Origin of the sequence: Muricoccus roseus, assembly GCF_900141905.1 — a bacterium.
Lineage (GTDB): Bacteria > Pseudomonadota > Alphaproteobacteria > Acetobacterales > Acetobacteraceae > Roseomonas > Roseomonas rosea.
On record NZ_FQZF01000014.1, the window covers coordinates 107,215 to 130,395 of the forward strand.

General features: G+C 71.3%; 24 protein-coding genes. 17 read left to right on the forward strand and 7 right to left on the reverse strand.

Features of this window, described 5'->3' with window-relative positions; genetic code table 11:
- Nucleotides 1-251: 251 nt before the first annotated feature.
- Complete coding sequence (gene uvrA, locus BUB97_RS13305) at nt 252-3,125, forward strand: excinuclease ABC subunit UvrA (protein ID WP_073135544.1); 2,874 nt, start codon at nt 252-254, stop codon at nt 3,123-3,125.
- An 18-nt stretch (nt 3,126-3,143) separates the two neighbouring features.
- Here the strand turns inward: uvrA and BUB97_RS13310 are convergent, their stop codons facing one another.
- Nucleotides 3,144-3,938 (reverse strand): hypothetical protein, encoded by a 795-nt coding sequence (locus BUB97_RS13310; protein ID WP_073135477.1) that lies wholly within the window; start codon nt 3,936-3,938, stop codon nt 3,144-3,146.
- Nucleotides 3,939-4,079: 141 nt separating this feature from the next.
- Nucleotides 4,080-4,892: a phytoene/squalene synthase family protein gene (locus BUB97_RS13315; RefSeq protein WP_073135479.1), complete on the reverse strand. Its 813-nt coding sequence runs from the start codon at nt 4,890-4,892 to the stop codon at nt 4,080-4,082.
- Nucleotides 4,893-5,050: 158 nt separating this feature from the next.
- Here BUB97_RS13315 and BUB97_RS13320 point away from each other — a divergent pair, with 158 nt between their 5' ends.
- The gene (locus tag BUB97_RS13320) at nt 5,051-5,686 is read left to right on the forward strand and encodes a superoxide dismutase (protein ID WP_073135481.1); all 636 of its coding nucleotides are present in this window, start codon (nt 5,051-5,053) and stop codon (nt 5,684-5,686) included.
- A gap of 105 nt (nt 5,687-5,791) precedes the next feature.
- Here BUB97_RS13320 and yajC read toward each other — a convergent pair whose 3' ends face one another.
- Complete coding sequence (yajC, locus tag BUB97_RS13325) at nt 5,792-6,139, reverse strand: preprotein translocase subunit YajC (RefSeq protein ID WP_073135483.1); 348 nt, start codon at nt 6,137-6,139, stop codon at nt 5,792-5,794.
- 106 nt (nt 6,140-6,245) lie between these two features.
- Between yajC and BUB97_RS13330 the strand changes: the two genes are divergently transcribed.
- The 3 genes from BUB97_RS13330 to BUB97_RS13340 all read left to right on the forward strand — a co-directional run bounded on the left by BUB97_RS13330 (nt 6,246) and on the right by BUB97_RS13340 (nt 9,046).
- On the forward strand, nt 6,246-7,097 hold the full coding sequence (locus tag BUB97_RS13330; protein ID WP_073135485.1) for an ATP-binding protein: 852 nt from the start codon (nt 6,246-6,248) through the stop codon (nt 7,095-7,097).
- Nucleotides 7,094-8,047 carry an MBL fold metallo-hydrolase gene (locus tag BUB97_RS13335; protein ID WP_073135487.1) on the forward strand — a complete coding sequence of 318 codons (954 nt, stop codon included), beginning with the start codon at nt 7,094-7,096 and terminating at the stop codon, nt 8,045-8,047. Before BUB97_RS13330 ends, BUB97_RS13335 begins: the two co-directional genes overlap by 4 nt.
- A 129-nt stretch (nt 8,048-8,176) precedes the next feature.
- Nucleotides 8,177-9,046: a glycosyltransferase family 2 protein gene (locus BUB97_RS13340; RefSeq protein ID WP_175562627.1), complete on the forward strand. Its 870-nt coding sequence runs from the start codon at nt 8,177-8,179 to the stop codon at nt 9,044-9,046.
- 9 nt (nt 9,047-9,055) lie between these two features.
- On the opposite strand, the gene BUB97_RS13345 is transcribed toward BUB97_RS13340, so the two are convergent.
- Genes BUB97_RS13345 through prpB form a run of 3 tightly spaced genes read right to left on the reverse strand, consistent with a single transcriptional unit; the run spans nt 9,056 to nt 10,897 of the window.
- A complete protein-coding gene (locus BUB97_RS13345) occupies nt 9,056-9,478 on the reverse strand; it encodes an SRPBCC family protein (RefSeq protein ID WP_086062169.1) in 423 nt (140 codons plus the stop codon).
- Between the two features lie 25 nt (nt 9,479-9,503).
- Nucleotides 9,504-9,980 carry a DUF192 domain-containing protein gene (locus tag BUB97_RS13350; RefSeq protein ID WP_073135491.1) on the reverse strand — a complete coding sequence of 159 codons (477 nt, stop codon included), beginning with the start codon at nt 9,978-9,980 and terminating at the stop codon, nt 9,504-9,506.
- The gene (gene prpB / locus BUB97_RS13355; protein ID WP_073135493.1) at nt 9,977-10,897 is read right to left on the reverse strand and encodes a methylisocitrate lyase; all 921 of its coding nucleotides are present in this window, start codon (nt 10,895-10,897) and stop codon (nt 9,977-9,979) included. The genes BUB97_RS13350 and prpB overlap by 4 nt, the downstream gene beginning before the upstream one ends.
- A 197-nt stretch (nt 10,898-11,094) precedes the next feature.
- On the opposite strand from prpB, the gene BUB97_RS13360 reads away from it, so the two are divergent.
- The 12 genes from BUB97_RS13360 (at nt 11,095) to BUB97_RS13415 (ending at nt 21,225) form a co-directional block, all read left to right on the forward strand.
- Entirely contained in the window at nt 11,095-11,787 is a 693-nt protein-coding gene (locus BUB97_RS13360; protein WP_073135495.1) for an SRPBCC family protein, read from the forward strand.
- On the forward strand, nt 11,780-12,682 hold the full coding sequence (locus BUB97_RS13365; protein ID WP_073135497.1) for an AAA family ATPase: 903 nt from the start codon (nt 11,780-11,782) through the stop codon (nt 12,680-12,682). The genes BUB97_RS13360 and BUB97_RS13365 overlap by 8 nt, the downstream gene beginning before the upstream one ends.
- Nucleotides 12,679-13,836, forward strand: coding sequence for a vWA domain-containing protein (locus BUB97_RS13370; RefSeq protein ID WP_073135499.1), 1,158 nt, complete (start codon nt 12,679-12,681; stop codon nt 13,834-13,836). The genes BUB97_RS13365 and BUB97_RS13370 overlap by 4 nt, the downstream gene beginning before the upstream one ends.
- Complete coding sequence (locus tag BUB97_RS13375; protein ID WP_073135501.1) at nt 13,833-14,153, forward strand: XdhC family protein; 321 nt, start codon at nt 13,833-13,835, stop codon at nt 14,151-14,153. Before BUB97_RS13370 ends, BUB97_RS13375 begins: the two co-directional genes overlap by 4 nt.
- A complete protein-coding gene (locus tag BUB97_RS13380; protein ID WP_073135503.1) occupies nt 14,150-14,842 on the forward strand; it encodes an XdhC family protein in 693 nt (230 codons plus the stop codon). The genes BUB97_RS13375 and BUB97_RS13380 overlap by 4 nt, the downstream gene beginning before the upstream one ends.
- A complete protein-coding gene (locus BUB97_RS13385) occupies nt 14,842-16,464 on the forward strand; it encodes an NTP transferase domain-containing protein (RefSeq protein ID WP_073135506.1) in 1,623 nt (540 codons plus the stop codon). The genes BUB97_RS13380 and BUB97_RS13385 overlap by 1 nt, the downstream gene beginning before the upstream one ends.
- Nucleotides 16,465-16,513: 49 nt before the next feature.
- Complete coding sequence (locus tag BUB97_RS13390) at nt 16,514-16,999, forward strand: hypothetical protein (protein ID WP_073135510.1); 486 nt, start codon at nt 16,514-16,516, stop codon at nt 16,997-16,999.
- Nucleotides 16,996-17,394 carry a hypothetical protein gene (locus tag BUB97_RS13395; RefSeq protein ID WP_073135512.1) on the forward strand — a complete coding sequence of 133 codons (399 nt, stop codon included), beginning with the start codon at nt 16,996-16,998 and terminating at the stop codon, nt 17,392-17,394. The genes BUB97_RS13390 and BUB97_RS13395 overlap by 4 nt, the downstream gene beginning before the upstream one ends.
- 7 nt (nt 17,395-17,401) lie before the next feature.
- Nucleotides 17,402-18,670 carry an MFS transporter gene (locus BUB97_RS13400; protein WP_073135514.1) on the forward strand — a complete coding sequence of 423 codons (1,269 nt, stop codon included), beginning with the start codon at nt 17,402-17,404 and terminating at the stop codon, nt 18,668-18,670.
- A 31-nt stretch (nt 18,671-18,701) separates the two neighbouring features.
- Nucleotides 18,702-19,679: a Gfo/Idh/MocA family protein gene (locus BUB97_RS13405; protein WP_073135516.1), complete on the forward strand. Its 978-nt coding sequence runs from the start codon at nt 18,702-18,704 to the stop codon at nt 19,677-19,679.
- 121 nt (nt 19,680-19,800) lie between these two features.
- Nucleotides 19,801-20,151 (forward strand): RidA family protein, encoded by a 351-nt coding sequence (locus BUB97_RS13410; protein ID WP_073135518.1) that lies wholly within the window; start codon nt 19,801-19,803, stop codon nt 20,149-20,151.
- A 279-nt stretch (nt 20,152-20,430) separates the two neighbouring features.
- A complete protein-coding gene (locus BUB97_RS13415; protein WP_245818298.1) occupies nt 20,431-21,225 on the forward strand; it encodes a CHAP domain-containing protein in 795 nt (264 codons plus the stop codon).
- Between the two features lie 130 nt (nt 21,226-21,355).
- Here BUB97_RS13415 and BUB97_RS13420 read toward each other — a convergent pair whose 3' ends face one another.
- Nucleotides 21,356-22,726, reverse strand: coding sequence for a PleD family two-component system response regulator (locus BUB97_RS13420; RefSeq protein WP_073135520.1), 1,371 nt, complete (start codon nt 22,724-22,726; stop codon nt 21,356-21,358).
- Between the last annotated feature and the right edge of the window lie 455 nt (nt 22,727-23,181).

Sequence of the window (23,181 nt, forward strand, 5' to 3'; positions counted from 1 at the left end):
GCGAATCGCCGCATCCCGCCCGGGAAACCCTGGCGGGTCGCGGAAGCTACCCCTCGGGGGCTGGCGAGGCCACCCCCCGAGGGGGAACGGTCGGGGCGCCCCCCGGCAACCCCTTCCCGTCGCCATTATATGGTGGCACAAGCCCCTGAACACAATGCGAACAAAAGGTCGGATTGCCCGTGCCTGACAGCCACTCCGATGCTCTGGCCGATACCGCCGCCAAGCGCCTGGCCAACCGCGGCGCTCTTGAGATCGGCAGCGGCGGCCATATCCGCATCCGCGGGGCGCGCCAGCACAACCTGAAGAATATCGACCTCGACATCCCCAAGGGCACGCTGACGGTCATCACCGGCCTTTCCGGCTCCGGCAAGTCCTCCCTCGCCTTCGACACGATCTATGCCGAGGGCCAGCGGCGCTATGTCGAGAGCCTGTCGGCCTATGCCCGGCAATTCCTGGAGCTGCAGCAGAAGCCGGATGTGGACAGCATCGAGGGCCTGTCCCCGGCCATCTCGATCGAGCAGAAGACCACCTCCCACAACCCGCGCTCCACCGTCGGCACGGTCACCGAGATCGCCGACTACATGCGGCTGCTCTGGGCGCGGGTGGGCATCCCCTACTCCCCCACCACGGGCCTGCCGATCGAGGCCCAGACCGTCTCCCAGATGGTGGACCGGACGATGGCGATGCCCGAGGGCACGCGCCTGCTGATCCTGGCCCCCATCGCCAAGGGCAAGAAGGGCGAGTGGAAGAAGGAGATCGCCGAGCTTCAGCGCCGCGGCTTCGAGCGGGTGAAGGTGAACGGTACGCTCCTCCGGATCGAGGAGGTGCCGGCCCTCGACAAGAAGAAGAAGCACGACATCGACGCGGTGGTGGACCGGGTGGTGGTGCGGGAAGGCGCGCAGCAACGCCTGGCCGACAGCTTCGAGACCGCCCTCGGCCTCTCGGACGGGGTCGTCTACCTCGAAGGCGCGGATAGCGGGGAGCGGACCGTCTTCTCCTCCCGCTTCGCCTGCCCGGAATCCGGCTTCACCATCGAGGAGATCGAGCCCCGGCTCTTCTCCTTCAACTCCCCCCAGGGCGCCTGCCCCGAATGCGACGGCCTCGGGGTCGAGACCTTCTTCGACGCCGCCCTGGTGGTGCCGGACGACGAGAAGCCCATCGCCGAGGGCGCCGTCGCGGCCTGGGCCGGCGGCGCCTCCTCCCCCTATTACGACCAGACGCTCGAAAGCCTGGCCAAGCACTACAAGGTCTCCACCCGGACCCCCTGGGCGGAACTGCCGAAGGCGGTGCGGGACGGCATCCTGCACGGCACCGGGGAGGTGGTGACCCTCCGCTATAAGGACGGGCTGCGCGCCTATGAGGTGAAGAAGCCCTTCGAGGGCGTCATCCCGAATCTCGAGCGGCGCCTGCGCGAGACGGACAACCCCTGGGTCCGGGAGGACCTGACCCGCTACCAGTCCCACCGCCCCTGCCATGTCTGCCAGGGCGCGCGGCTGAAGCCCGAGGCCCTGGCCGTGAAGGTGGCCGGGCTGAACATCGCCCAGGCCTCGGACCTCTCCATCCGCAAGGCGATGGAGTGGTTCGCCGGCGTATTCGACCAGCTCAGCCCGCAGCGCCAGGAGATCGCCCGGCGCATCCTGCGGGAGATCAACGACCGGCTCCGCTTCCTCGTGGATGTGGGGCTGGACTATCTCTCCCTCGCCCGCGGCAGCGCCAGCCTATCGGGCGGCGAGAGCCAGCGCATCCGGCTGGCTTCGCAGATCGGCTCCGGCCTCACCGGCGTGCTCTATGTGCTGGACGAGCCCTCAATCGGCCTGCACCAGCGGGACAATGAGCGGCTGCTGGGCACGCTGCGGCGCCTGCGGGACATCGGCAACACCGTCCTCGTCGTCGAGCATGACGAGGACGCCATCCGCGCGGCCGACTACCTCGTCGATATCGGCCCGGCGGCCGGCGCCGGGGGCGGGCGCATCATCGCCCATGGCACGCCGGAGGAGGTGGCCGCCAACCCGGACAGCATCACCGGCGCCTATATGTCCGGCCGCCGCTCCATCCCGGTGCCGGAGGCGCGGCGCCAGCCCGACCCCAAGCGCATGCTGAAGGTGGTCGGAGCCACGGGGAACAACCTGAAGTCGGTCACGGCCTCCCTGCCGCTGGGCACCTTCACCTGCGTCACCGGCGTCTCCGGCGGCGGCAAGTCCACGCTGGTGATCGAGACGCTCTACAAGGCCACCGCGCGCCGCCTGATGGGCGCGGGCACCGTCCCCGCCCCGCACGAACGGCTGGAGGGGCTGGAGCATCTCGACAAGATCATCGACATCGACCAGTCGCCGATCGGCCGTACCCCGCGCTCGAACCCGGCGACCTATACCGGCCTGTTCGCGCCGATCCGGGACTGGTTCGCGGAGCTGCCCGACTCACGGGCTCGCGGCTACAAGGCCGGCCGCTTCTCCTTCAACGTGAAGGGTGGCCGTTGCGAGGCCTGCCAGGGCGACGGCCTCATCAAGATCGAGATGCACTTCCTGCCCGACGTCTACGTCACCTGCGACACCTGCAAGGGCAAGCGCTACAACCGCGAGACGCTGGAGGTGAAATTCCGCGGCAAGTCCATCTCCGACGTGCTGGAGATGACGGTGGATGAGGGGCTGGAGTTCTTCTCCGCCGTGCCCTCCATCCGCGACAAGCTCCGCGTGCTGACGGAAGTCGGCCTGGGCTATATCCATCTCGGCCAGCAGGCGACGACGCTCTCGGGCGGCGAGGCGCAGCGCATCAAGCTCTCCAAGGAGCTCGCCCGCCGCGCCACCGGCCGCACCCTGTACATCCTGGACGAGCCGACCACCGGCCTGCACTTCGAGGATGTGCGGAAGCTGCTGGAGGTGCTGCATGCCCTGGTGAAGCAGGGCAACACGGTGGTGGTCATCGAGCACAATCTGGAGGTCATCAAGACTGCGGACTGGCTGCTCGACATGGGCCCGGAGGGCGGCGACGGCGGCGGCCGCATCGTGGCCGAGGGCACGCCGGAAGAGGTGGCGGCGAGCCCGGAGAGCCATACGGGCCGCTTCCTGGCGCCGCTCCTGGCCGGACGGCCCATCGCCGCACCGGCCAAGCGGAAGAAGCGCGCCTGAGAACCGGCGGCGCCGGCCTCAGGCCTGCGGCGCCGCGGCACGGAGCCGCATCCGCTCCTCCTCGGTGAAGTCGGCCCAGCTCAGCTCCCGATCCAGGGCGAAAACGGGGCCCCCCGGCGCCGTCACGCCCAGCGCCACGCCCGAATCCGGGTCCAGCCAGAAGGGCTCGGCCTTCTTGGGCATGGGCCACTGCGTGCCGCGCTTCGCCTCCAGCGGCAGCACGTTCCAGCCGTTCTGGTCCCCCTTCACCCGCACCGGGACGGGGATGAGCCGCTGGCCGGACAGGGCCTGCATGTTCCGCTTCGCCCGGCCGCCGGCCCGCAGGAGGACGATGGCGCCGACCAGCAGGAAGGCCATCAGCGCCGCGACGACGAGGAAGGTGATCGCCCGGTTCGTCAGATGCCGCATGCCGAGATCGGTCGAGAGCTTTCCGGGGCGCGAGGGATCCGCGAGGAGCTGCACGCTGTAGCTGCCGAGATGCGGATCGACGAAGATGTAGTCCGCCTGCTGCCGGAGGAGCTGCCCGTCCTTCGTCTGCGCGTTCGCGACGAGCACCATCTCGCAGGTCTGCAACATGCCGAACCGGCTGCGGCAGCGTCCGTTCTCCACGCGGCCGGAGGTGGGCACGGCGCCGTCGCGGATCTGGAAGTCGGATACCAGGTTCGGAACGATGGAGGCCGAGGCCCACCAGGCGAAGAAGCCGCAGAGGACCAGGAGCACAAGGGCGGCGAACCAGCCGCGCCACCGCGTGACTGGCGCGTTGATCGTCAGGGGCCTGTCCGGAAAGGCGGATTGGACGGCGGCGAAGCTCACATTGTCGCTCCCGGGTTGTGGGGTGCGGAACCTAGTTCCGGGATTCCGTTCCGTCCTGACGCGAAAGCGTGATTCCGGCGGCCGGCAGGCACCCTGCGGAATGCGAGCGGCGCCAGCCCGAGTCCAGCGCCGCTCGGCAGGTCAGAGCCGGCCGCGCAACCCCGCCCAGGCGACGGCCATGCGGTCCCCGGCCCCGCGCGGCGCGGGCGGCGCGTCCCACCGCCAGCCTGGCGAGGCGAGCCGGCGCAGGTCACGCCCCGCCAGCACCGCCGGCAGGGCGGCCGCGATCGATCGGCGGGGCAGGCCTGAGAGCGCCCGCCTCGCCTCTCCCAGCATGCCCAGGCCACGGCCCGCCAGGGCCCGAATTGCCCCCGCCGCCGCGGGGTCCGAGAGGGGCGTGTTCGCGGGGAGGATCTCTCCGGGCAGCGGGCGCCGCCCCGCGGCGAGCAGATGCGGAAGGCTCCGCAGCGTGCCAGCCAGCCCATAGGCCGCCCCGGCGCGGGCTAGAGCCTCCGCGAACCCGGCGCCCGCGTCCAGGATGCGCCCGGTTTCGGCGGCCAGTGCCCCGGCGGTGCCGAGCAGCCGCTCCTCCAGCGCCTGCCGGTCCTCCGGCGGCTCGTCGCCCTCGCGCGCCTCGATCATCGCGAGCAGCGCGGCAGGGTCCAGCCGGCCGGCCTCGATGGCGGCGGAGAGCGGGGCCGCCACCTCGTGCTGGCGCGCCGGGCGGCCGGCCACCGCCTCCTCCACCGTGTCCCGCCACCATTGCAGGCGGATGAGCACCATCATCGGCTCCCGCGCCACCTCGCGGGCGCGGGCCAACTCATGGTTGAAGGCGATGAGGGTGAAGATGGCCTGCCGCGCCTCGGCGGGCGCGAAAAGGGCGCAGAGGAAGCGGTCCGGATCGTGCCGCCGGGCCAGCGCGGCGAGGGGATGAAGCGCGTCTGCCTCGGGCATGCCGCCCCTTGGCCCGGCCACGCCGCGCTGGCAAGCGGCCAAGGGGGCCGGGCGCGGGCAAAGGGCGTGCATCGCGCCGGATTGAGGCCCCCTGCCCTTGGCCTGGACCCTGACAAGGGCGACATTGCGGCCCGAATCATCCCCCAAGGAGACGCCTCATGGCTTTCAGCCTTCCCCCCCTGCCCTATGACGCCGGTGCCCTCGCCGCCCGTGGCATGCAGCAGGAAACGCTGGAGCTGCACCACGGCAAGCATCACCAGGCCTATGTCACCGCGCTGAACGGCCTGGTGGAGAGCAAGGGCCTGCAGGGCAAGACGCTGGAGCAGATCGTCGCCGAGGCCGGCAAGGCCGGCGCCGATGGCACCCCCGTGCTGAACCAGGCCGGCCAGCACTGGAACCACCTGCTGTTTTGGCAGGTGATGTCGCCCCAGGGCGGTGACGACAAGATCCCGGGCGCTCTGGCCTCCAAGATCGAGAGCGACCTGGGCGGGCTGCAGAAGTTCAAGGATGACTTCAAGGCGGCGGGCGTCGGCCAGTTCGGCTCCGGCTGGGCCTGGCTGATCCAGGATGCCTCCGGCAAGCTGAAGATCACCAAGACCCCGAACGGCTCCAATCCCATCGCGACCGGCGAGGGCACGCCGCTCCTCGGCGTCGATGTGTGGGAGCACTCCTACTATCTCGACTTCCGCAACCGCCGCCCGGACTACCTGACCAACTTCCTGGATAAGCTGGTGAACTGGGAATACGTGGCGTCGCTGCTCGACAAGGGTATGACCTCTGGCCAGTCCGCCTGAGGGCCAAGGGGCCGCCGAGACGGTGGCCCCATCTGGCTGACCAGAAAACACGAAGGGCGCCGCGGGTCCTCCCCGCGGCGCCCTTCGCGCGTCCGGCGTGCCGGATCAGACCTTGGCCGGCGCCGCGTCGTTCGCCGGGGTCGGGCGGATCACGCTGGCAATGGTGCCGCGGACGACCGTGACGCGCACATTCGGCGCGATCTCGGCCTCGATCTCATCCGAGCCCTCCTTTACCTTGGTGATGGTGGCCACCATGCCGCCCGCCGTCACCACGCGGTCCCCGCGCTTCAGCTCGCCGAGCATCGCCCGATGTTCCTTCATCTTCTTCTGCTGCGGGCGGATGAGGATGAAATAGAACACGACGAAGATGAGGATCAGCGGCGCGAACTGCATCACCAGTCCGGCAGTGCCGCCGGCGGCGGCGTCCTGGGCGTAGGCCGTGGAGATGAACATGGGGCTGGGCTTCCGTCCGGGCGTTGAGGGTGCGAAGAGGGGCGGAAACTAGCCTCTGACCCCCTGGCGTCAAGCCGAGCCGGAAAGGCCGCCTCAGGAACACCCCATGGAAGAAGCCCTGCTCACCCGTATCGCGGAGGCGCTGGAGCGCCTGGCGCCCGCCCCGCATGCCGCGCCGAGGCTGGATGGCGCCGACGCCTTCGTCTGGCACCCCACCCCCCTGCCCCGCCTTTCCCCTGTCCGGCGTGTCGCGGCGGTGGATATCGGCCTGCTCCAGGGCGTGGAGCAGCAGAAGCGCCTGCTGCTGGAGAACACGCTCCGCTTCGCCCGCGGCCTGCCCGCCAACAACGCCATGCTCTGGGGCGCGCGGGGCATGGGCAAGTCCTCGCTGGTCAAGGCCGCCCATGCGCAGGCGAACCAGGAGGTACCCGGCAGCCTCGCCCTCATCGAGATCGCGCGGGAGGACATCGCCACCCTTCCCGAGCTGCTGGAGATCCTGCGCGAGCAGCCCCGCCGCGTCCTCGTCTTCTGCGACGACCTCTCCTTCGAGCGCGAGGACGCCGACTACAAGGCGCTGAAATCCGTGCTGGACGGCGGCATCGCGGGGCGGCCGCACAACGTGATTTTCTACGCCACCTCGAACCGCCGGCACCTCATGCCGCGCGACATGATCGAGAACGAGCAGCAGCGCGCCATCCATGCGAGCGAGGCGGTGGAGGAGAAGGTCTCCCTCTCCGACCGCTTCGGGCTCTGGATCGGCTTCCACAACTGCGACCAGCCCACCTATTTCGCCATGGTCGAGGGCTACGCGCAGGCACTCGGCCTGCCGATGGAGCGGGACGCGCTGCTTGCCCGCGCGAAGGAGTGGACGATCACCCGTGGTTCCCGCTCCGGCCGCGTGGCATGGCAGTTCGCCCTCGACATGGCGGGTGAGCTGGGCGTGAAGGTGAAGGCTTGAGGCAGGGCGCCCGCCGGGGCCCGGACGGGCGCTTTCTCAACCCGGACGGCAGCGTCTCCGGGCATCCCCTCGGCCAGGTCTGGCGGATGATGCGCGAGGGCGCGGGGACGCCCTGGCCCCGTCAGGTGCAGGATCCCGCGGAGGCACCGCCCGCGCCGCCGCCGCCCGGCCATGCTGCCATCACCTTCATCGGCCATGCGAGCTTCCTCATCCGCATCGCCGGCGGCCCCACTCTGCTGACGGACCCCGTCTGGTCCGATCGTTGCAGTCCCCTCGCCTTTGCCGGCCCGCGCCGTGCCCGGCCGCCGGGGCTCGCCATCGAGGCCCTGCCGCCGGTCGATGCCGTGCTGCTGTCCCACAACCACTACGACCATCTCGACGTGCGGACCCTCCGGCTGCTCCGGCCGTCGCGGATCGTCACCGGCCTCGGCAACGCCACCATCCTCGCCCGCAATGGCATCGGCGGGGCCGAGGAGCTGGACTGGTGGGGCGAGACGCGGATCGGCGAGGCCCGGATCACCTACCTGCCCGCCCATCATTTCTCCGCCCGGGCCATCGGCGACCGAGGGCGCGCGCTCTGGGGCGGGTTCGCCATCCGCACCCCGGCGGGCGCCATCTTCTTCACCGGCGACACAGCCTATGGCGGCCATCTCGCCGAGATCGGCGCGGAGGCGGGTCCCTTCGCGATCGGCCTGATCCCGATCGGCGCCTATGAGCCGCGCTGGTTCATGCGGCATGTGCACATGAACCCGGAGGAGGCGGTGCGCGCCCGCGCCGATGCCGGGGTGCGGACCGCCATCGCCATGCATTTCGGCACCTTCAAGCTGACGCAGGAGGGCATCGACGAGCCTGCCCGCGCCTTGGCCGGGGCCCGCGAGGCCGCCGGCCTGCCACCCGGCGCCTTCATCGTGCCCCGCTTCGGCGAGACGCTCATCCTGCCCCTGGGCTGAGCCCCGGGGCGGCAGAGGTGACGACGCCGGCGGCCCCGATGTATCAGGGCTCCGGCCGCGGGGGCGGCCGGAGGCCTGCGCCTCCTTGGGGGGATCGGTATGCACGCCTTGGAGCGGAAGGACGGGCGCTTGCCCGATGCTGCCACGCGGGTCACGGCCGTGACCGTCACCCATAACAGCGCCGCTGCCCTGAAGGGCCTGCTGGACGCACTGCCGCCAGGGCTGCGCGCGATCATCGTGGACAATGCCAGCACCGATGGAGGTCCCGCCCTGGCTGAGGTGGCCGGGGCGACCGTGATCCGGAGCCCCCGGAACCTCGGCTTCGGCGTCGGCTGCAATCTCGGGATGGCGGCGATCCGCACCGAGTTCGTCCTTCTGCTGAACCCGGATGCGCGGATCGGCGCCGAGGCGCTGGAGGCGCTGGTCAGGGCCGCCGACGAGTTCCCGGAGGCCGCGATCGTCGCGCCCGCCCTGCTCGACTCATCCGGTGCCCCGGTCCGCTCCTGGGATGCGGCCCAGCCCAGGCGGCCCCGCCTCATCCGTTGCCGGGATGCGGAGCCCTGGCCCTCCGGCCCCTTCTGCGCCGATTACGTCCAGGGCGCGGCCATGCTGCTGCGGCGGGCCGATGGCCTGCGCTTCGACGAGGCCTTCTTCCTCTTCTACGAGGATGACGACCTCTGCACCCAGGCGCGCTGCCTCGGGCGGAGCGTTGTGGTGGTTCCGGGGGCGGTGGTTACCCATGCCGGCGGGCGGTCCTCCCGTCCCTCCCCGCGCATTCACTGGCGCAAGGCGCAGCACATGGCCTTCTCGCGTCTGGTCTATGCCGCGAAATACCAGGGAAAGCGGGCGGCGGCTCGCCAGGCAGCGGCACGGCTGCTGCACCATGGGGGCAAGGCGCTCGGCCATGCGGTCACCCTGCGGCGCGGGAAGCTCTGGACCGACCTCGCCGGGCTGGCGGGCACCGTCCGCTGGATCGCGCGGCCGGGCCGGGAGGGCTGATCCAGCCCTTCAGCGGATGGCGAGGGCGAGCCGGTCAAACATTCCGTCCCAGACCTCCTGCGGTTCCTGGCCGAGCTCGGTCGGCAGCCCCTCCTTGGTGAGGGATAGCAGGCACCCCTCACCCTCCCGCTCGAGCTCCACGACCAGCCTCTCGCTGGACGGGCCCTGGGCCGGGATGCCGAAGGTCAGGACGAGGCGGCGCGGGCGGCCCAGCTCGAGGAACTCGCCGAAGGCCTCGAAGCGCGTGCCGGTGGCGCGGAACACCCCTCCCACCCTCGCATCCATCGAAAGGGCCGTGATCTCGCCGATGATGCCAGTGAGAAGCCACTGGCGGGCCAGCGCCGGCTCCGTCCAGCCCGCGAAGACATGCTCCGGCGGGGCGGCGAAGCGCCGCTGCATGAAAGCGCCGTCGGTGCTCGGATCGACGGACATGCCGCGCCCTCCCTGATCGGAAGGGCTAACGCGCGGTGCCGAAGATCCGCTGCTCCACCTTGTCGCCAACGCGGATGCCCAGGCGCTCGGCCGTGCCCGCCGCCAGCTCCAGCGTGGCCCGCACCGGGCCGTTGGAGCTGATCGTGGCGAGGCTGTGCGGCACCGTGCGCTCCGCGATCCGCAGCACCGTGCCGTTCTGGGTGATGAACAGCATGTCCAGGGACGTGATGGTGTTGCGCATCCACATGCTGCTCTCGCGGGGCTGGCCCCAGTCGAACAACATGCCCTCCTTCGGCCCGACCGAGGGGCGGAACATCAGCCCAACGGTCTGGTGCTGCGGCTCGACCGCCATTTCCACCTGGAACTCGTGCCGCTTGCCGTCGCGCGTGACGATGACCAGCGGCTCGGTGGGCAGCTTCGGCTGCGGACCGTCCTGCGCCAGGGCGGGAAGGCCGGCGGCGGGCGCGAGCGCCAGCAGGCCGATAAGGGCGCGACGGTTCATCGCTGGGGCATTCCCTCGGGGATCACCGTCTTGACCAGGGTCTGATCCAGCGCCTCGTAGTCGTGGTAGCCGATGGTCTCGTAGAGCTGGGCGCGGGTCTGCATCCGGTCCACCATGCCTTGGGTGCCCCCGTCGCGGTTGATGGCGGCGTAGAGCTCCTCCATCGCGCGGTTAGCGACGCGGAGCGCCGAGACGGGCCAGATCACCATGGCATAGCCCATCTCCTCGAACTCCTTGTCCGTGAAGAAAGGGGTGCGGCCGAACTCGGTCATGTTGGCCAGCAGCTTCACCCCGGGCATGCGGCGGGCGAATTCGCGGAACATCTCGGCGGTGTTCAGGGCCTCGGGGAAGATCGCGTCCGCCCCGGCCTCGAGATACAGCTTTGCGCGGGCCACCGCGCCATCCATGCCCTCGCTCGCCGCCGCATCGGTGCGGGCGATGAGATAGAGGTGCCGCCGGGCCTTGCGGGCCGCAGCCACCTTGGCGGCCATGTCATGGGCATCGGCCAGCTTCTTGTCGTTCAGATGGCCGCACTTTTTCGGGAGGAGCTGGTCCTCCAGATGCACCGCCGCCGCCCCGGCCTCCTCGAAGGCGCGGACCATGTGCATGACGTTCAGCGCCTCGCCATAGCCCGTGTCGCCATCCACCAGCACGGGCAACGCCGCGGCCCGCGCCACCTGGCGGATGTACCAGCAGACATCGTCCACCGTGATCATGCCGAGATCGGGCAGGCCCATATTCGCCGACATCGCGGCGCCGGACATGTAGAGCGCATCGAAGCCCGCCTGCTTGGCCAGCAGCGCGGCCATGCCGGTATGGGCGCCGGGCAGGCGCAGGATGCCGGGGCGCTCCAGCAGGGCGCGGAAGCGCTGGCCGGCCGGGGCATCCGGCAGGTCGTCACCGATCACATAGGGCATGCATACCTCCCGGATGGTCGTCGCGGGGCGCGGGGCCGGGCGGGCCAGGCGGCGCCTCCACCTTGCCCCGGAGGCTACCACCCGCCCCCATGCCGGACCAGATAGGGCCCGCCGCCCCTTTCCCATGGGCCGCCCCTCCCCTAGTTTGCGCCGCGAGACGGAACAGCGCCGCCGCGGCGCAAGACGGAGCATCACGCATGGACATGTCGGGGAGCCGCCGCATCGAGGCCCCGCGCGAGCGGGTCTGGGACGCGCTGAACGACCCTGCCGTGCTCCAGGCCGCCATCCCCGGCTGCGAGTCGGTGGAGCGCACCGGGCCTGACAGCTTCCAGGCCCGCGTTTCCGTCCGCATCGGCCCCATGTCCGCCAAATTCGGCGGCAAGGTGACGCTGACCAACATCCGCCCGCCCGAGGGCTACACCATCACCGGCGAGGGCCAGGGCGGCGCCATGGGCTTCGCCCGGGGCGGCGCCGATGTCTCCCTCGTCGAGGAAGGCCCAACGACCACCCTCCTCAACTACGACGTGAAGGCCCAGGTGGGCGGCAAGATGGCTCAGCTCGGCGCCCGGCTGGTGGACAGCACCGCCCGCCAGATGGCCGACCAGTTCTTCGACCGCTTCGCCGCCCAGCTGGCCCCCGCACCCGGAACCGAAACCATGGCTGCCTCCGACACCGTTCCCACCACCGCCGGCACGGCGATCGCCTCCGATGGTCACCCGGTGACCGAGCGCCGCACCTCCACCGCCGCCCTGCGCCCCGCCACGGCGGGCCGTGGCCTGGGCGACATGCTGGCGGCCATCCCCCGCGAGCCCTATGGCATGCCGATCACCTTCTGGATCGGCTCCGCGGCGATGCTCGGGGTTCTCGCCCTGCTCTTCGTCATTGGCTGAGTTCCCGCCACGCGACATCGCCGCCACCCAGGCCCTTCTCGAGGCCGGCGGCTATGTCGCGGACCGGGCCCTCGCGACCACGGTCCACCTCGCCCTCGCCATGGGCAGGCCCCTCCTGCTGGAGGGCGAGCCGGGCACCGGCAAGACCGAAATCGGCAAGGTGCTGGCGGCGCAGCTGCCGCGCCGCCTCGTGCGGCTGCAATGCCATGACGGCATGGACCTCGCCTCGGCCGCCTATGAGTGGAACCATGCGCGCCAGCTCATGGCGATCCGCCTGGCGGAGGCCGCCGGCGAGGGCGATCGAGCGGCGCTCGAGAACGGCCTCTATGACCGCCGGTTCCTGGAGCCGCGCCCGCTCCTCCAGGCGATCGAGGGCAGCCCGGCTCTCCTGCTGATCGACGAGCTGGACCGCGCCGACGAGCCCTTCGAGGCCTTCCTGCTGGAGGTGCTGGCGGATTTCCAGATCACCGTGCCCGAGCTCGGCACCATCCGCGCCGAGACCCCACCCGTGGTGGTGATCACCTCGAACCGGACACGGGAGGTGCACGACGCCATCCGGCGGCGCTGCCTCTACCACTGGGTGGACTATCCCGACGCGGCGCGGGAGCGCGCCATCCTGGCCAGCCGCGCGCCGGAGGTGCCGGCCGGGCTTTCCGCCCAGGTCGTGGCCTTCGCCCAGGGCCTTCGCGGAGGCGATGCCTTCTTCAAGCCGCCCGGGGTCGCCGAGACCGTGGACTGGGCCCGCGCGCTGACCGCGCTCGACCGTCGGGAGCTGGAGCCGGAGACGGCGGAGGCGACGCTTGGCGTGCTGCTGAAGTATCAGGACGACATCGCCCGGCTGCGCGGCGCCGAACTCGCCCGGCGGGTGGAGGAGGCGCGAGAGGCGGCCTCTTGAGCGCCCTCGCCTCCAACCTCCTCGCCTTCGGCCGCGTGCTCCGCCGCGCCGGCCTCCCGGTCGGCCCCGCTGAGGCTTTGGGTGCCGCCGAAGCCCTGAGCCACATCCCCCTTTCCGACCGCGCCGCTTTCCGCGCCGCGCTCCGCGCGACGATGGTCCACCGCCGGGACCATTTCGAGGTCTTCGACAGCGCCTTCGACCTGTTCTGGCGAGACCCCGACCGTCCCACGCGCCAGGCCGGCCCCGATGACCAGCCCCTCGCTGCCCTGCCCGCGGCCGCACGGCGTGTGTCGGAGGCAATGCCCGGCGCCCGCCCACCCTCCACGCCGGCCGGAGAGCCGGAGCGGCGTGAGGATTCCGCGCTCACTGTCAGTGACAACGAACGTCTGAACCGCCTTGATTTTGAAGCAATGACGGCGGAAGAACTCGCTGCGGCGAGGCGCGAGATCCGTCGCCTCGTGCTCCCCCTGGCAGAGCGTCCGACACGGCGGTTCCGGCCGGATTCCAGGGGCCCGAGAGCCGATCTCCGCGCCACGCTTCGCGCCTCCATGCGCCTGGGCGGGGAGATCGCTAGCATCTCCCGCCGGCGCCGCGTCACCCGCCCGCCGCCGCTCGTGCTGCTTTGCGACGTGTCGGGAAGCATGGCGCGCTACGCACAGATCCTGCTGCATTTCATGCATGCCGTGGCGAATGACCGGGCGCGGGTGCACAGCTTCGTCTTCGGGACGCGCCTCACCAACATCAGCCGCGCGCTGCGGAACCGGGACCCGGAGGTCGCTTTCCAGGCCGTCGCCCATATCCTGCCGGACTGGTCGGGCGGCACCCGCATCGGCGAGGCACTGGAGCGGTTCAATCATCTTTGGGCGCGGCGGGTGCTCGGCCAGGGTGCCGTCGTGCTGCTGATCACGGATGGGCTGGACCGGGGCGGTGCCGAGGGGCTTTCGGAAGCCGCCGAACGCCTCTCCCATTCCTGCCGGAGGCTGATCTGGCTGAACCCGCTGCTGCGCTTTGCCGGGTTCCAGCCACGCGCGGCGGGCATACGCGCCCTCCTCCCGCATGTGCATGAGCATCGCCAGGTGCATAATCTGAACAGCCTGCGAGCCCTGGTGGCGACACTTTCCGCCGACGGGCCGAGCTACAGGAGGCCTGCATGAGCGGCACCGAGGATATCCTGGAGACCGCGCGCGCCTGGCGCGCGGAAGGAGAAAAGGTGGCCCTCGCCACCGTCGTCGAGACCTGGGGGTCCTCGCCCCGCCCCGCCGGGTCGCGCCTGGCGGTCACGGAGACGGGCCGGCTGGCCGGCTCGGTTTCGGGCGGCTGCATCGAGGGCGCAGTGGCCGATATCGCGCGGCAGGTGATGCAAAGCGGCACCCCGCAGCTGCTGGATTTTGGCATCAGCGACGAGCGCGCCTGGGAGGTGGGGCTGGCCTGCGGCGGCAAGCTGAAGGTCTTCGTGGAACCGCTGGCGTGACGCCCGAGACCCTGGAGACCCTCCAGGCCGCCCGCGCCGCGCGGCGGCCGGTCGCCTTGCTGACGCGGCTGCCGGATGGCGCGCAGCTCCTCTACCCCGACCAGCCCGTGCCGGCCGCCCTGGCCGAGGCGGCGGAAGCGGCCCTGCGGGATGACCGGGCCGCGCCCGTCACCCTGGGCGAGGAAAGCTGGTTCATCCAGCCCCAGACCCCGCCGCCCCGCCTGATCGTGGTCGGCGCGGTGCATGTGGCCCAGGCGCTGGTGCCCATGGCGGTGCAGGTGGGGCTGGCCGTGACGGTGGTGGACCCGCGACGGGCCTTCGCCACCGAGGAGCGCTTCACGGCCGGGGCGACCCTGGTGGATGAGTGGCCCGACGACGCTCTGAACGCCCTGCGCCCGGACTCGCGCACCGCCATCGTCACCCTCACCCATGACCCGAAGCTGGACGACCCCGCGCTCGACGTCGCGCTGCGCTCGGACGCCTTCTACATCGGCGCCCTCGGCAGCCGCCGGACCCACGCGAAGCGCGTGGACCGGCTGACCGAGGCCGGGCATGGCCCGGAGGCGATCGCGCGCATCCGCGCCCCGGTCGGGCTCGATATCGGCGCCGTCACCGCGCCCGAGATCGCGCTCTCCATCATCGCCCAGGTCGTCGCCGCGCGCCGTGGGAAGCTGGACGGGGCGCCCTGATGCTCTTCGGCCCCACCCCCCTGGAGGAGGCGCGCGGCGCCATCCTCGCCCATACGCTCCGCCTGCCGGACCGGGTGCTCAAGAAAGGCACGGTGCTGGACGCCGAGGCCATCGCGGCGCTGCGGGCCGCCCGCCACCGGGAGGTGGTCGCCGCCCGGCTGGAATCGGGCGACGTGCCGGAGGACGAGGCGGCGGACCGCATGGCCAATGCCATGCTCCGCCCGCTGATCGCGCGCAGCCGTGCGGCGACCGGGCGGGTGAACCTCCTGGCCGAGACCCACGGTCTCCTGCGCGTCGATGCCGCGCTGATCGACCGGTTGAACACGCTCGATGAGAGCCTCACCCTCGCCACCCTGGCCGATTTCACGGTGGTCCACCCAAAGGACATGCTGGCCACGCTGAAGGTCATCCCCTTCGCCGTGCCGGCCCCCGCGCTGCAGGTGGCCGAGGCGATGCTGCGCGGCAGCCCCGCCCTGACCCTGCACCCCTTCCGCCCGCTGAAGGTGGGGCTGGTCGCCACCGAGCTGCCGGGGCTGAAGGAGAAGGTGATCGAGAACGGCGTGGAGGCGACCCGGACCCGGGTGGAGGCCCTGGCCGGCAGCCTGCTGCCCGCCGAGCATTGCGCCCATGAGACCGCCGCCATCGCGGAGGCGCTGGGGCGGCTGCGCAAGGCCGGGGCGGAGATGCTGCTGGTCCTCGGCGCCTCCGCCGTGGTGGACCGGCGGGACGTCGCGCCGGCCGGCATCATCCGCGCCGGCGGGGTGATCGAGCATTTCGGCATGCCCGTGGACCCGGGCAACCTGCTCTGCCTCGGGCGGATCGGGGAGACGCCCGCCATGGTGCTTCCGGGTTGTGCCCGCAGCCCGAAGGTGAACGGCTTTGACTGGGTGCTGGAGCGGCTCTTCGCCGGCATCCCCGTTACGCCGAAATCCGTCATGCGGATGGGGGTTGGCGGGCTGCTGAAGGAGATCGAGACGCGGCCGCTGCCGCGCGGGGAGGCGCCGCGAAATGCCCCCGCCGCCGCCCCGCGCCGGCCGCGCCGGGTGGCCGCGCTGGTGCTCGCCGCCGGCCGCTCCCGCCGTATGGCACCGCTCAACAAGCTGATGGTCACGGACAGGGCAGGCCAGGCGATGGTCGCAAGGGTGGTCGACAACGCCCTGGCCAGCCGTGCGCGGCCGGTGCTCGTCGTCACCGGCCATGAGCGCGAGCGGGTGGAGGACGCCCTGGCCGGGCGCCCCGTGCTGATGACCCATGCCGAGGACTATTCCGAGGGACTTTCCGCCTCCCTCAAGGCGGGCATCGCGGCGCTGCCCCCGGATGTGGAGGGGGTGCTGGTGATGCTCGGCGACATGCCCCTCGTCAGCCCGGCCATGCTGGACCGGATCATCGCGGGCTTCGACCCGGAGGAGGGGCGGGCCATCATCCAGCCGACCTTCCGGGGCAAGCAGGGCAACCCCGTGCTCTGGGGGCGGGAGTTCTTCGAGGAGATCCTGTCCATCACCGGCGATGTCGGCGCGCGGCACCTGACCGGCCGCCATGCGGACCGGCTGTTCAATGTCGAGATGGCCGATGACGGCGTGCTGCGGGACTTCGACACGGCGGATACGCTGAAGGGACTGTAATCCGGTCAAGCCCTGACCTTCCGTGCCCGGCGCCCCATCTGCTGGCGAAATGCCGACCGCCTATGCCATTCCCTTCGCGCCGGAAGCGACGCCCTCCGTCGCCCCGCGCGCCCTGCTCCGTGCCTGGGACACCGCGCGAGAAGCCGCCACGGCCGCGCTGGAGGGCCCGCCGCGCGCCTTCCGCTTCCAGGGCCCCAGCCCCAAGGTCCCGGCGTTGGACCTCCTGCTGGAGGACCGGGATGCCTGTTGCTGGGCGGAGGCGCTGGACCGGCGCTTCGGCCTGGATCATGCCGAGGGCCTCGCCATCCTCCTGCGCCTGCTGGCCTTGCTGGAGGTGATGGGGCGGGCGCCCTGGATGCGCGGCCTGTTCGATATCGGGCGGGAGGGGACGGTGCTGCATCCCGATCTTCTGCGCGCCGCGGCCACGGAGCCCCTGGACGGCGGCGCCCGCTTCGATGAAGAGGGATTGCGGCATCGCCTGGCGCGGCCGCGCCTTACCATGCCGAACGAGACCACCGGAGCGACGCCCGCATGAAGCCCCTGCCCTTCGCGCTGATGCCCGTGCTGCTCCTCGCCGCCTGCGCCAACCAGGCCCCTTCGCCCGCCGCGGGCGCGGATGGCAACCGCTCCGCGCTCAACGCCGCATGCCGGGTCGAGGCGGAGCGCGTGGTGCGCTACCGCGACCGTGGCCAGCTGATGCGGCAGGACGACTACAATGCACGGGTGGGCACCACCTCCCATCTCGGCCCCCAGGTGATGACCGACCAGATCGCCCAGATCTACGACCGCGACCGCATCGCGGCCGAATGCGTGCGCGGGGCGAACAGCGGCCCGGTCCCGGCCGCGCCGGCGGCCGAGCCCGCGGCTGCACCGGCCGCGGCGCCGGCTGCCGCCCCGACTCGCCGCCGCGGGAGCTCGGCCGGGCGCTGAGGCGCCCTTGCCCTCCCCCTTCGCCCGCATCGTCGCCGGGCCGCTCAGCCGGGCCCTGTCCAGCCGCAACGCCCGGATCTTCTTCGGAGCCAGCCTCAGCGCCTGGACCGGGCTCTGGATGCACCGCATCGGCGTCGCCTGGCTGGCCTGGGAGCTGACGCGCAGCGCCGCCTGGGTGGGGCTGATCGCATTCGCGGACCTCGCTCCGGCCGTGCTCGTCAGCCCCATCGCCGGCGCGATCGCCGACCGTGTGGACCGCGTGCGCCTCACCATGCTGTCCCAGGGCACTATCGCCGCGGAGGCCCTGGTCGTGGCGGCCCTCGCAGCGTCCGGTAACATCTCCATCGGCCTGCTCTTCGCGCTGGAAATGGTCAGCGGCACCGCCGCCTGCTTCTCCCAGCCGGCGCGCCAGACCCTGATCCCGGCCCTGGTGGCGCGGGAAGACCTGCCCGCCGCGGTCGCCGCGAACAGCCTGCTCTTCAACGTGTCCCGCTTTATCGGGCCGGGGCTGGCGGGACCCGTGATCGCCGCCTGGGGGGTGGCACCGGCGATTCTCTGCAACGCGATCGGCCACGGCTTCGCCACCCTCTCCATGCCCTGGCTACGGATGGACCCGGAGCAGCGGCGCGGACACCCGGCCACCACCTCCCTGCTGGCCGAGACAGTGGAGGGGTTCCGCTACGTGGCCCGCCACCCCGGGCTCGGCCCCGTGATCGCCTTCTCGGCCCTGTCCTCCATCCTCCTGAGGGGCGTGCAGGAGATCCTCCCCCCCTATGTCGAGCGGCTCTTCGGACGCGGTGCCGAGTCGCTCGCCATGCTGACCGCCTCCTTCGCCGTGGGCGCCCTCATCTCCGGCCTGGCGGTCGCCTCGCGCGGGCGCCTGCCCGGCACGACGCGGATCGCCGTCTTCGCCATCCTCGCCCAGGCGCTTGCGACGGCGGGCTTCGTCGCGACGGGACATTTCGGCTTCGCCCTGCTCTGCGGCGCCGCCATCGGGGCAGCCGCCTCCGCACACGGCATCTCGGTACAGGTGCTGGCCCAAACGGCCGCCTCGCCCTCCATGCGCGGCCGGATCATGTCGCTCTGGGCGCTGGTCACCCGTGCCTGCCCTGCCCTGGGCGCGCTGGCCCTGGGGCTGGCGGGCGAGGCGCTGGGGCTGCGGCTGCCGACGCTGATCGCCGTGGCTTTGGCCTTGGTGGTCTTCGCCTGGGGCCTCTCCCGCATCGGACCGATCGCGCGCTCCCTCGAGACCGCGCCCGAGAGAAGGCCCGGATAGATTTGACCGAAACGTCGGAGGACAGACCGTGATGCTCGATGCCGCCCTGGTGGGGATGGGACGCTGGGGACAGACCCTGGTGAACAGCGTGCAGGGGCGGAACGGGGCCGGTATCCGCTTCGTCGCGGGCGCGACCCGCTCGCCGGAGAAGGCGCGCGGGTGGGCGGCCGAGAAGGGCCTCGACCTGCTGCCGGACCTGGATACGGTGCTGGCGGACCCGCGCGTGCGGGCGGTGGTGCTGGCGACGCCGCATGGCCAGCACGCCGAGCAGGTGATCGCCGCCGCCCGGGCCGGCAAGCATGTTTTCGTCGAGAAGCCCTTCACCCTGTCCCGCGCGGAGGCCGAGGCGGCGGTCGCGGCGTGCCGGGAGGCCGGGGTGGTGCTGGCACTGGGCCATAACCGCCGCTTCCTGCCGGCCGTGGCCGAGATGAAGCGGCTGCTGGCCGAAGGCGCGCTGGGCACGCTGCTGCATGTCGAAGGCCAGATCAGCGGCGCCGCGGCTGATGCCTGGAAGCCCGGCATGTGGCGCGCGGACCCGCATGAGAGCCCGCTGGGCGGCATGGGCGCCATGGGCATCCACATGATCGACATGCTCATCAACCTGGCGGGACCGATCGAGCGTGTTTCGGTGATCAGCCAGGCGCGGGTGCTGACGATCGGGCTGGACGACACCACGGCCATGCTCTGCCGCTTCCGGTCCGGGCCCACCGGCCTCTTCGCCACCCTCGCCTCCGCTCCCCGCGTCTGGCGCGTTGGGCTCTTCGGCACCCAGGGGCGTCTGGAGCAGCGCGACCCGGAGACCCTCGTCTTCCACCCGCGCGAGGGCCAGGGCTGGGAGCGCCGATTCGAGCCGACCGACATCGAGCGGGCGGAGTTGGAAGCCTTTGCGGCGGCCGTTGCCGGCGGGCCGGCCTATCCCCTGCCGCCTGAGGAGGCCATCCATGGCGTCAGCGTGTTCGAGACGATGATCCATGCGAATGCCAGCGGCGGGCCCGCCCTGGTGCCCTGAACGGGGCCCCCGCCGCCCTGCCGATATCATGCCCGGCGGCGATTCCCGCCTCCGGGCGGTTCCGCCTTCGCACGATCCGATTTAGAAGCCCCGCGCCATTCCGGCCATGGAGCTTCCGACAATGAGCGCGATCCTTCGCAAGGGCGTCGGCCCCGTTCTCTCGACCTCGGTCGAGTATCACGGCTTCGTCTACCTGGCGGGCATGACCGCCGACGACCTGTCCCAGGATGTCTCGGGGCAGACCCAGCAGGTCCTCAACAAGATCGACGCCGCGCTCGAGGAGCACGGCACCGACAAGACCCGCCTTCTCCAGGCCCAGGTCTGGCTGAAGGACATCCGCGACCGCGACGCGCTGAACAAGCTCTGGACCGCCTGGCTGCCCGCCAACGGCGCCCCGGTGCGCGCCTGCGTCGAGGCGAACATGGCCGATCCGCGCCACCTCGTTGAAATCATGGTTACGGCCTGCCGCTGATCCTCACGCGCCAGTGACGCCGGAATCCGGCGTCATTGCGCAACCAGCCTGTGGCGACACGGCCGCAACACTGTGTCCTGAGCCGTGTCGCCGCCTCCTCCCTAGGAAATCCATCCCGATCATGCGCGCCCGGCAACCCTCCCCCGGGCGAATCACGCGGCATTGCGGGCTGAAACAACGTCCGAGGTTGCCGGGGTTTCCGCGGGGCGGGTAACACCTCTGTGACATCGCCGGACGCACCGCTGAAAACGGCGGGCCGGACGGCCGGGGGATTAAGGCTTGATTCTGGGGGACAACATGCAGGCAAAAAGCGCCGCCGTTGCCATCTTCACCGTTTGCGGGCTGATGCTCGCACCGCAGCTGATCTCTACGGCCGACGCTTCCTCCCCGAGCCGGGGCGGAGCCAAGCATGTTTCGGCCTCCCGTCCCGCCGCGCCGGCCGCGCGCCAAGCCTCGGTTCGCCCGGCCCGCTTCTCCGGTGCTAAGGCCGCCGCCCGGCAGGGTAGCCGCGGTGAGGCTTCGACGGAGATCGCCTCCTTCAGCCGCATCTCCTGCGTGCCCTATGCCCGCATGGCGACCGGCATGCAGGTGAGCGGCAATGGCGGGACTTGGTGGAACAACGCCGCCGGCCTCTATGCCCGCGGTCACCGCCCCGAGGCCGGCTCGGTCCTCGTCTTCCGCTCCTCCGGCGGCATGCGCGCCGGCCATGTGGCGGTGGTGGAGCGCCAGGTGAGCTCCCGCGAGATCACCGTGCACCACGCCAACTGGGAAGGGCCGGGCATCCGCAAGGGCACCGTCACCCGGAACATCTCGGTGGTGGACGTCTCCGACGCGAATGACTGGACCGCGGTGCGCGTGCAGGTCGGCCACGACTCCGGCACCTATGGCCGGACCTATCCGACCTACGGCTTCATCTTCAACCGGCCCGAGGGTGCCCCGGCGACCCGTGGCCCGGTGATGGTGCGCAACAATGGTGGTGCGCTGCAGGAAGTGGCCGAAGCGCCGGCGCCCAGCTCGCATCTGCGCTTCATCAACACCTCGGTCGGTGGGCTCGGCGTCGAAGCCGCTCGCTAAGTGGCCCCTCTAGGGGGAAGGGCCCGAAAGGGGCGGCGGATGGGGGTCCGCCGCCCCTTTGCTTTTCAGGCCTAGGGCGCGGCCGGCCGCCGGTTCGAGATCGTCGCCTTGCAGCGAGCCAGCGGTCGCCTCAGGCGTCGCTGCGCGCCCAATCGGCCGGTTCGGCGATCTCGACCCGGTTCCGCCCACCCGCCTTGGCCCGGTAGAGGGCGATGTCGGCCGTGGCGGCAAGCTCGTCCACCGTGCAATCCGGCACGGCGACGGCCACCCCGATGCTGATGCTGATCCCGAGCGACTTGTCCCCGACCACAACCGGCGTCTCGCAGATGGCCAGCCGCAAGCGCTCCGCCACCATTCCCGCATCGTCCGCGGGCTGCGGGGCCATGGCGACGACGAATTCCTCGCCGCCGAAGCGGGCCACCACGTCCACCGCCCGCAGGTGCAGGCGCAGGCGCTCGGCCACCTCGCGCAGCACGGCATCGCCGACCGCATGGCCATAGGTGTCGTTCACCGACTTGAACCGGTCCACGTCGATCAGCAGGAGGGTCGCGCCGCCGGCGCGCAGCAGCCCCTCCAGGTGGCGGGTGACGTAGCGGCGGTTGCGCAGGCCGGTGAGGCTGTCGGTCACCGCCATCTCGAGGCTGCGCTGCAAATCCGCCCGCAACCTCTCCTGGTACCGCTTGCGGCGGATCTGGTTGCGCGCGCGCGCCCGCAGCTCATTCGCATCCACGGGCCGGAGAACATGGTCGTTCGCGCCCAGGTCGAAGCCGCGCAGGACCTGGTTGCGCTGATCGGTATCCGCCACCAGCAGCACCGGCACCTCGCGGGTGGAGGACTGGGCGCGCATGCGCGACGCGAGGCGCAGCCCCTCCCCGTCATCCAGCCAGAGGCTGAGTACGGCGAGGTCAAAATCCTCGTGGAGCAGGCGGTCCCAGGCGACGTTCACATCGGCCGCGCGGGTCACGATGATTCCGTCCTGCGCCAGGATGCCCGAGAGCGCCATGGCCTCCGAATCATCCTCGGTCGCGAGCAGCGCATGGGCTCCGGCGACGCTGCGCGACGGATCGGGCATCGGCTCGAAGCCGAGGTCCTTGGCGGTCTCCGCGCGCAGCCGGAAGGCGTCCAGCACCTGCTTCGTGCGCAGCAGCGCGCGCAGCCGGGCGAAGAGCGTCGCATGGTCCACGGGCTTGGAGAGGAAGTCATCCGCCCCGGCCTCCAGCCCCCTCACCCGCTCGGCCTGGTCCACCAGGGCGGTGATCATCACCACCGGAATATGGGCGGTGACCGGGGAGGCCTTGAGCAGGCGGCAGACCTCGTAGCCGTCCATCCCTGGCATCATCACGTCGAGCAGGATGACATCCGGGCCCCAGGACTGGGACAGGCGCAGGGCCTCGGGCCCCGAGCTGGCCAGGGCCACCTCGTAGTACTCGGCGTTCAGCCGGGCTTCCAGCAGCTTCAGGTTGGCCGCGATATCGTCGACCACGAGGACGCGCGCGGTCATCTCCCGGCTATCCCGCCTCCGGGATGCAGGGAGCGGAAGGTGTCGCTCCACGCCAGGGACAGCCAGTAACGCATTGTTCTAAAAGCCGCCAGTTGGGCAGGACGTCATCAGCTTCGAACGACTCCCGCCGAATGGAAGGCCCAGCGTGTTCGCGCGGCCTGGGATTAGCAAGCCATGCCTAAACAGAAATGGACGGGACGGCAAACCGATGGCGGCGCCGTTCCACGCATGCTCATCCCCGCCCCTGGCCGGGCCCCTGGAGCTCCGGCTCGGGACGTCCGCGCCATGCGAACCGCATGGCGCCGGAGAGGTTCCGCCCGGCGGCAGGCCGCCGGGTAGAAGGCAAACGGCCCGGCGTCTCGAACACGCAATCCAAGGCTGCGCCCGGGCGGGCGGAACTCCGCGTCTGCCGCGGAGCCCCGAAGTCGCACGAGGCGGGCGCCCTGCTCCCCGCC

Coding starts and splice junctions, on each gene's coding strand:
- BUB97_RS13410 (WP_073135518.1), top strand. CDS start 19,801: ATGAGCGCGATCCTTCGCAAGGGCGTCGGCCCCGTTCTCTCGACCTCG.
- BUB97_RS13390 (WP_073135510.1), top strand. CDS start 16,514: ATGCCGACCGCCTATGCCATTCCCTTCGCGCCGGAAGCGACGCCCTCC.
- BUB97_RS13315 (WP_073135479.1), bottom strand. CDS start 4,892: ATGCCCGAGGCAGACGCGCTTCATCCCCTCGCCGCGCTGGCCCGGCGG.
- BUB97_RS13345 (WP_086062169.1), bottom strand. CDS start 9,478: ATGTCCGTCGATCCGAGCACCGACGGCGCTTTCATGCAGCGGCGCTTC.
- BUB97_RS13350 (WP_073135491.1), bottom strand. CDS start 9,980: ATGAACCGTCGCGCCCTTATCGGCCTGCTGGCGCTCGCGCCCGCCGCC.
- BUB97_RS13375 (WP_073135501.1), top strand. CDS start 13,833: ATGAGCGGCACCGAGGATATCCTGGAGACCGCGCGCGCCTGGCGCGCG.
- BUB97_RS13360 (WP_073135495.1), top strand. CDS start 11,095: ATGGACATGTCGGGGAGCCGCCGCATCGAGGCCCCGCGCGAGCGGGTC.
- BUB97_RS13405 (WP_073135516.1), top strand. CDS start 18,702: ATGCTCGATGCCGCCCTGGTGGGGATGGGACGCTGGGGACAGACCCTG.
- prpB (WP_073135493.1), bottom strand. CDS start 10,897: ATGCCCTATGTGATCGGTGACGACCTGCCGGATGCCCCGGCCGGCCAG.
- BUB97_RS13330 (WP_073135485.1), top strand. CDS start 6,246: ATGGAAGAAGCCCTGCTCACCCGTATCGCGGAGGCGCTGGAGCGCCTG.
- yajC (WP_073135483.1), bottom strand. CDS start 6,139: ATGTTCATCTCCACGGCCTACGCCCAGGACGCCGCCGCCGGCGGCACT.
- BUB97_RS13395 (WP_073135512.1), top strand. CDS start 16,996: ATGAAGCCCCTGCCCTTCGCGCTGATGCCCGTGCTGCTCCTCGCCGCC.
- BUB97_RS13385 (WP_073135506.1), top strand. CDS start 14,842: ATGCTCTTCGGCCCCACCCCCCTGGAGGAGGCGCGCGGCGCCATCCTC.
- BUB97_RS13420 (WP_073135520.1), bottom strand. CDS start 22,726: ATGACCGCGCGCGTCCTCGTGGTCGACGATATCGCGGCCAACCTGAAG.
- BUB97_RS13320 (WP_073135481.1), top strand. CDS start 5,051: ATGGCTTTCAGCCTTCCCCCCCTGCCCTATGACGCCGGTGCCCTCGCC.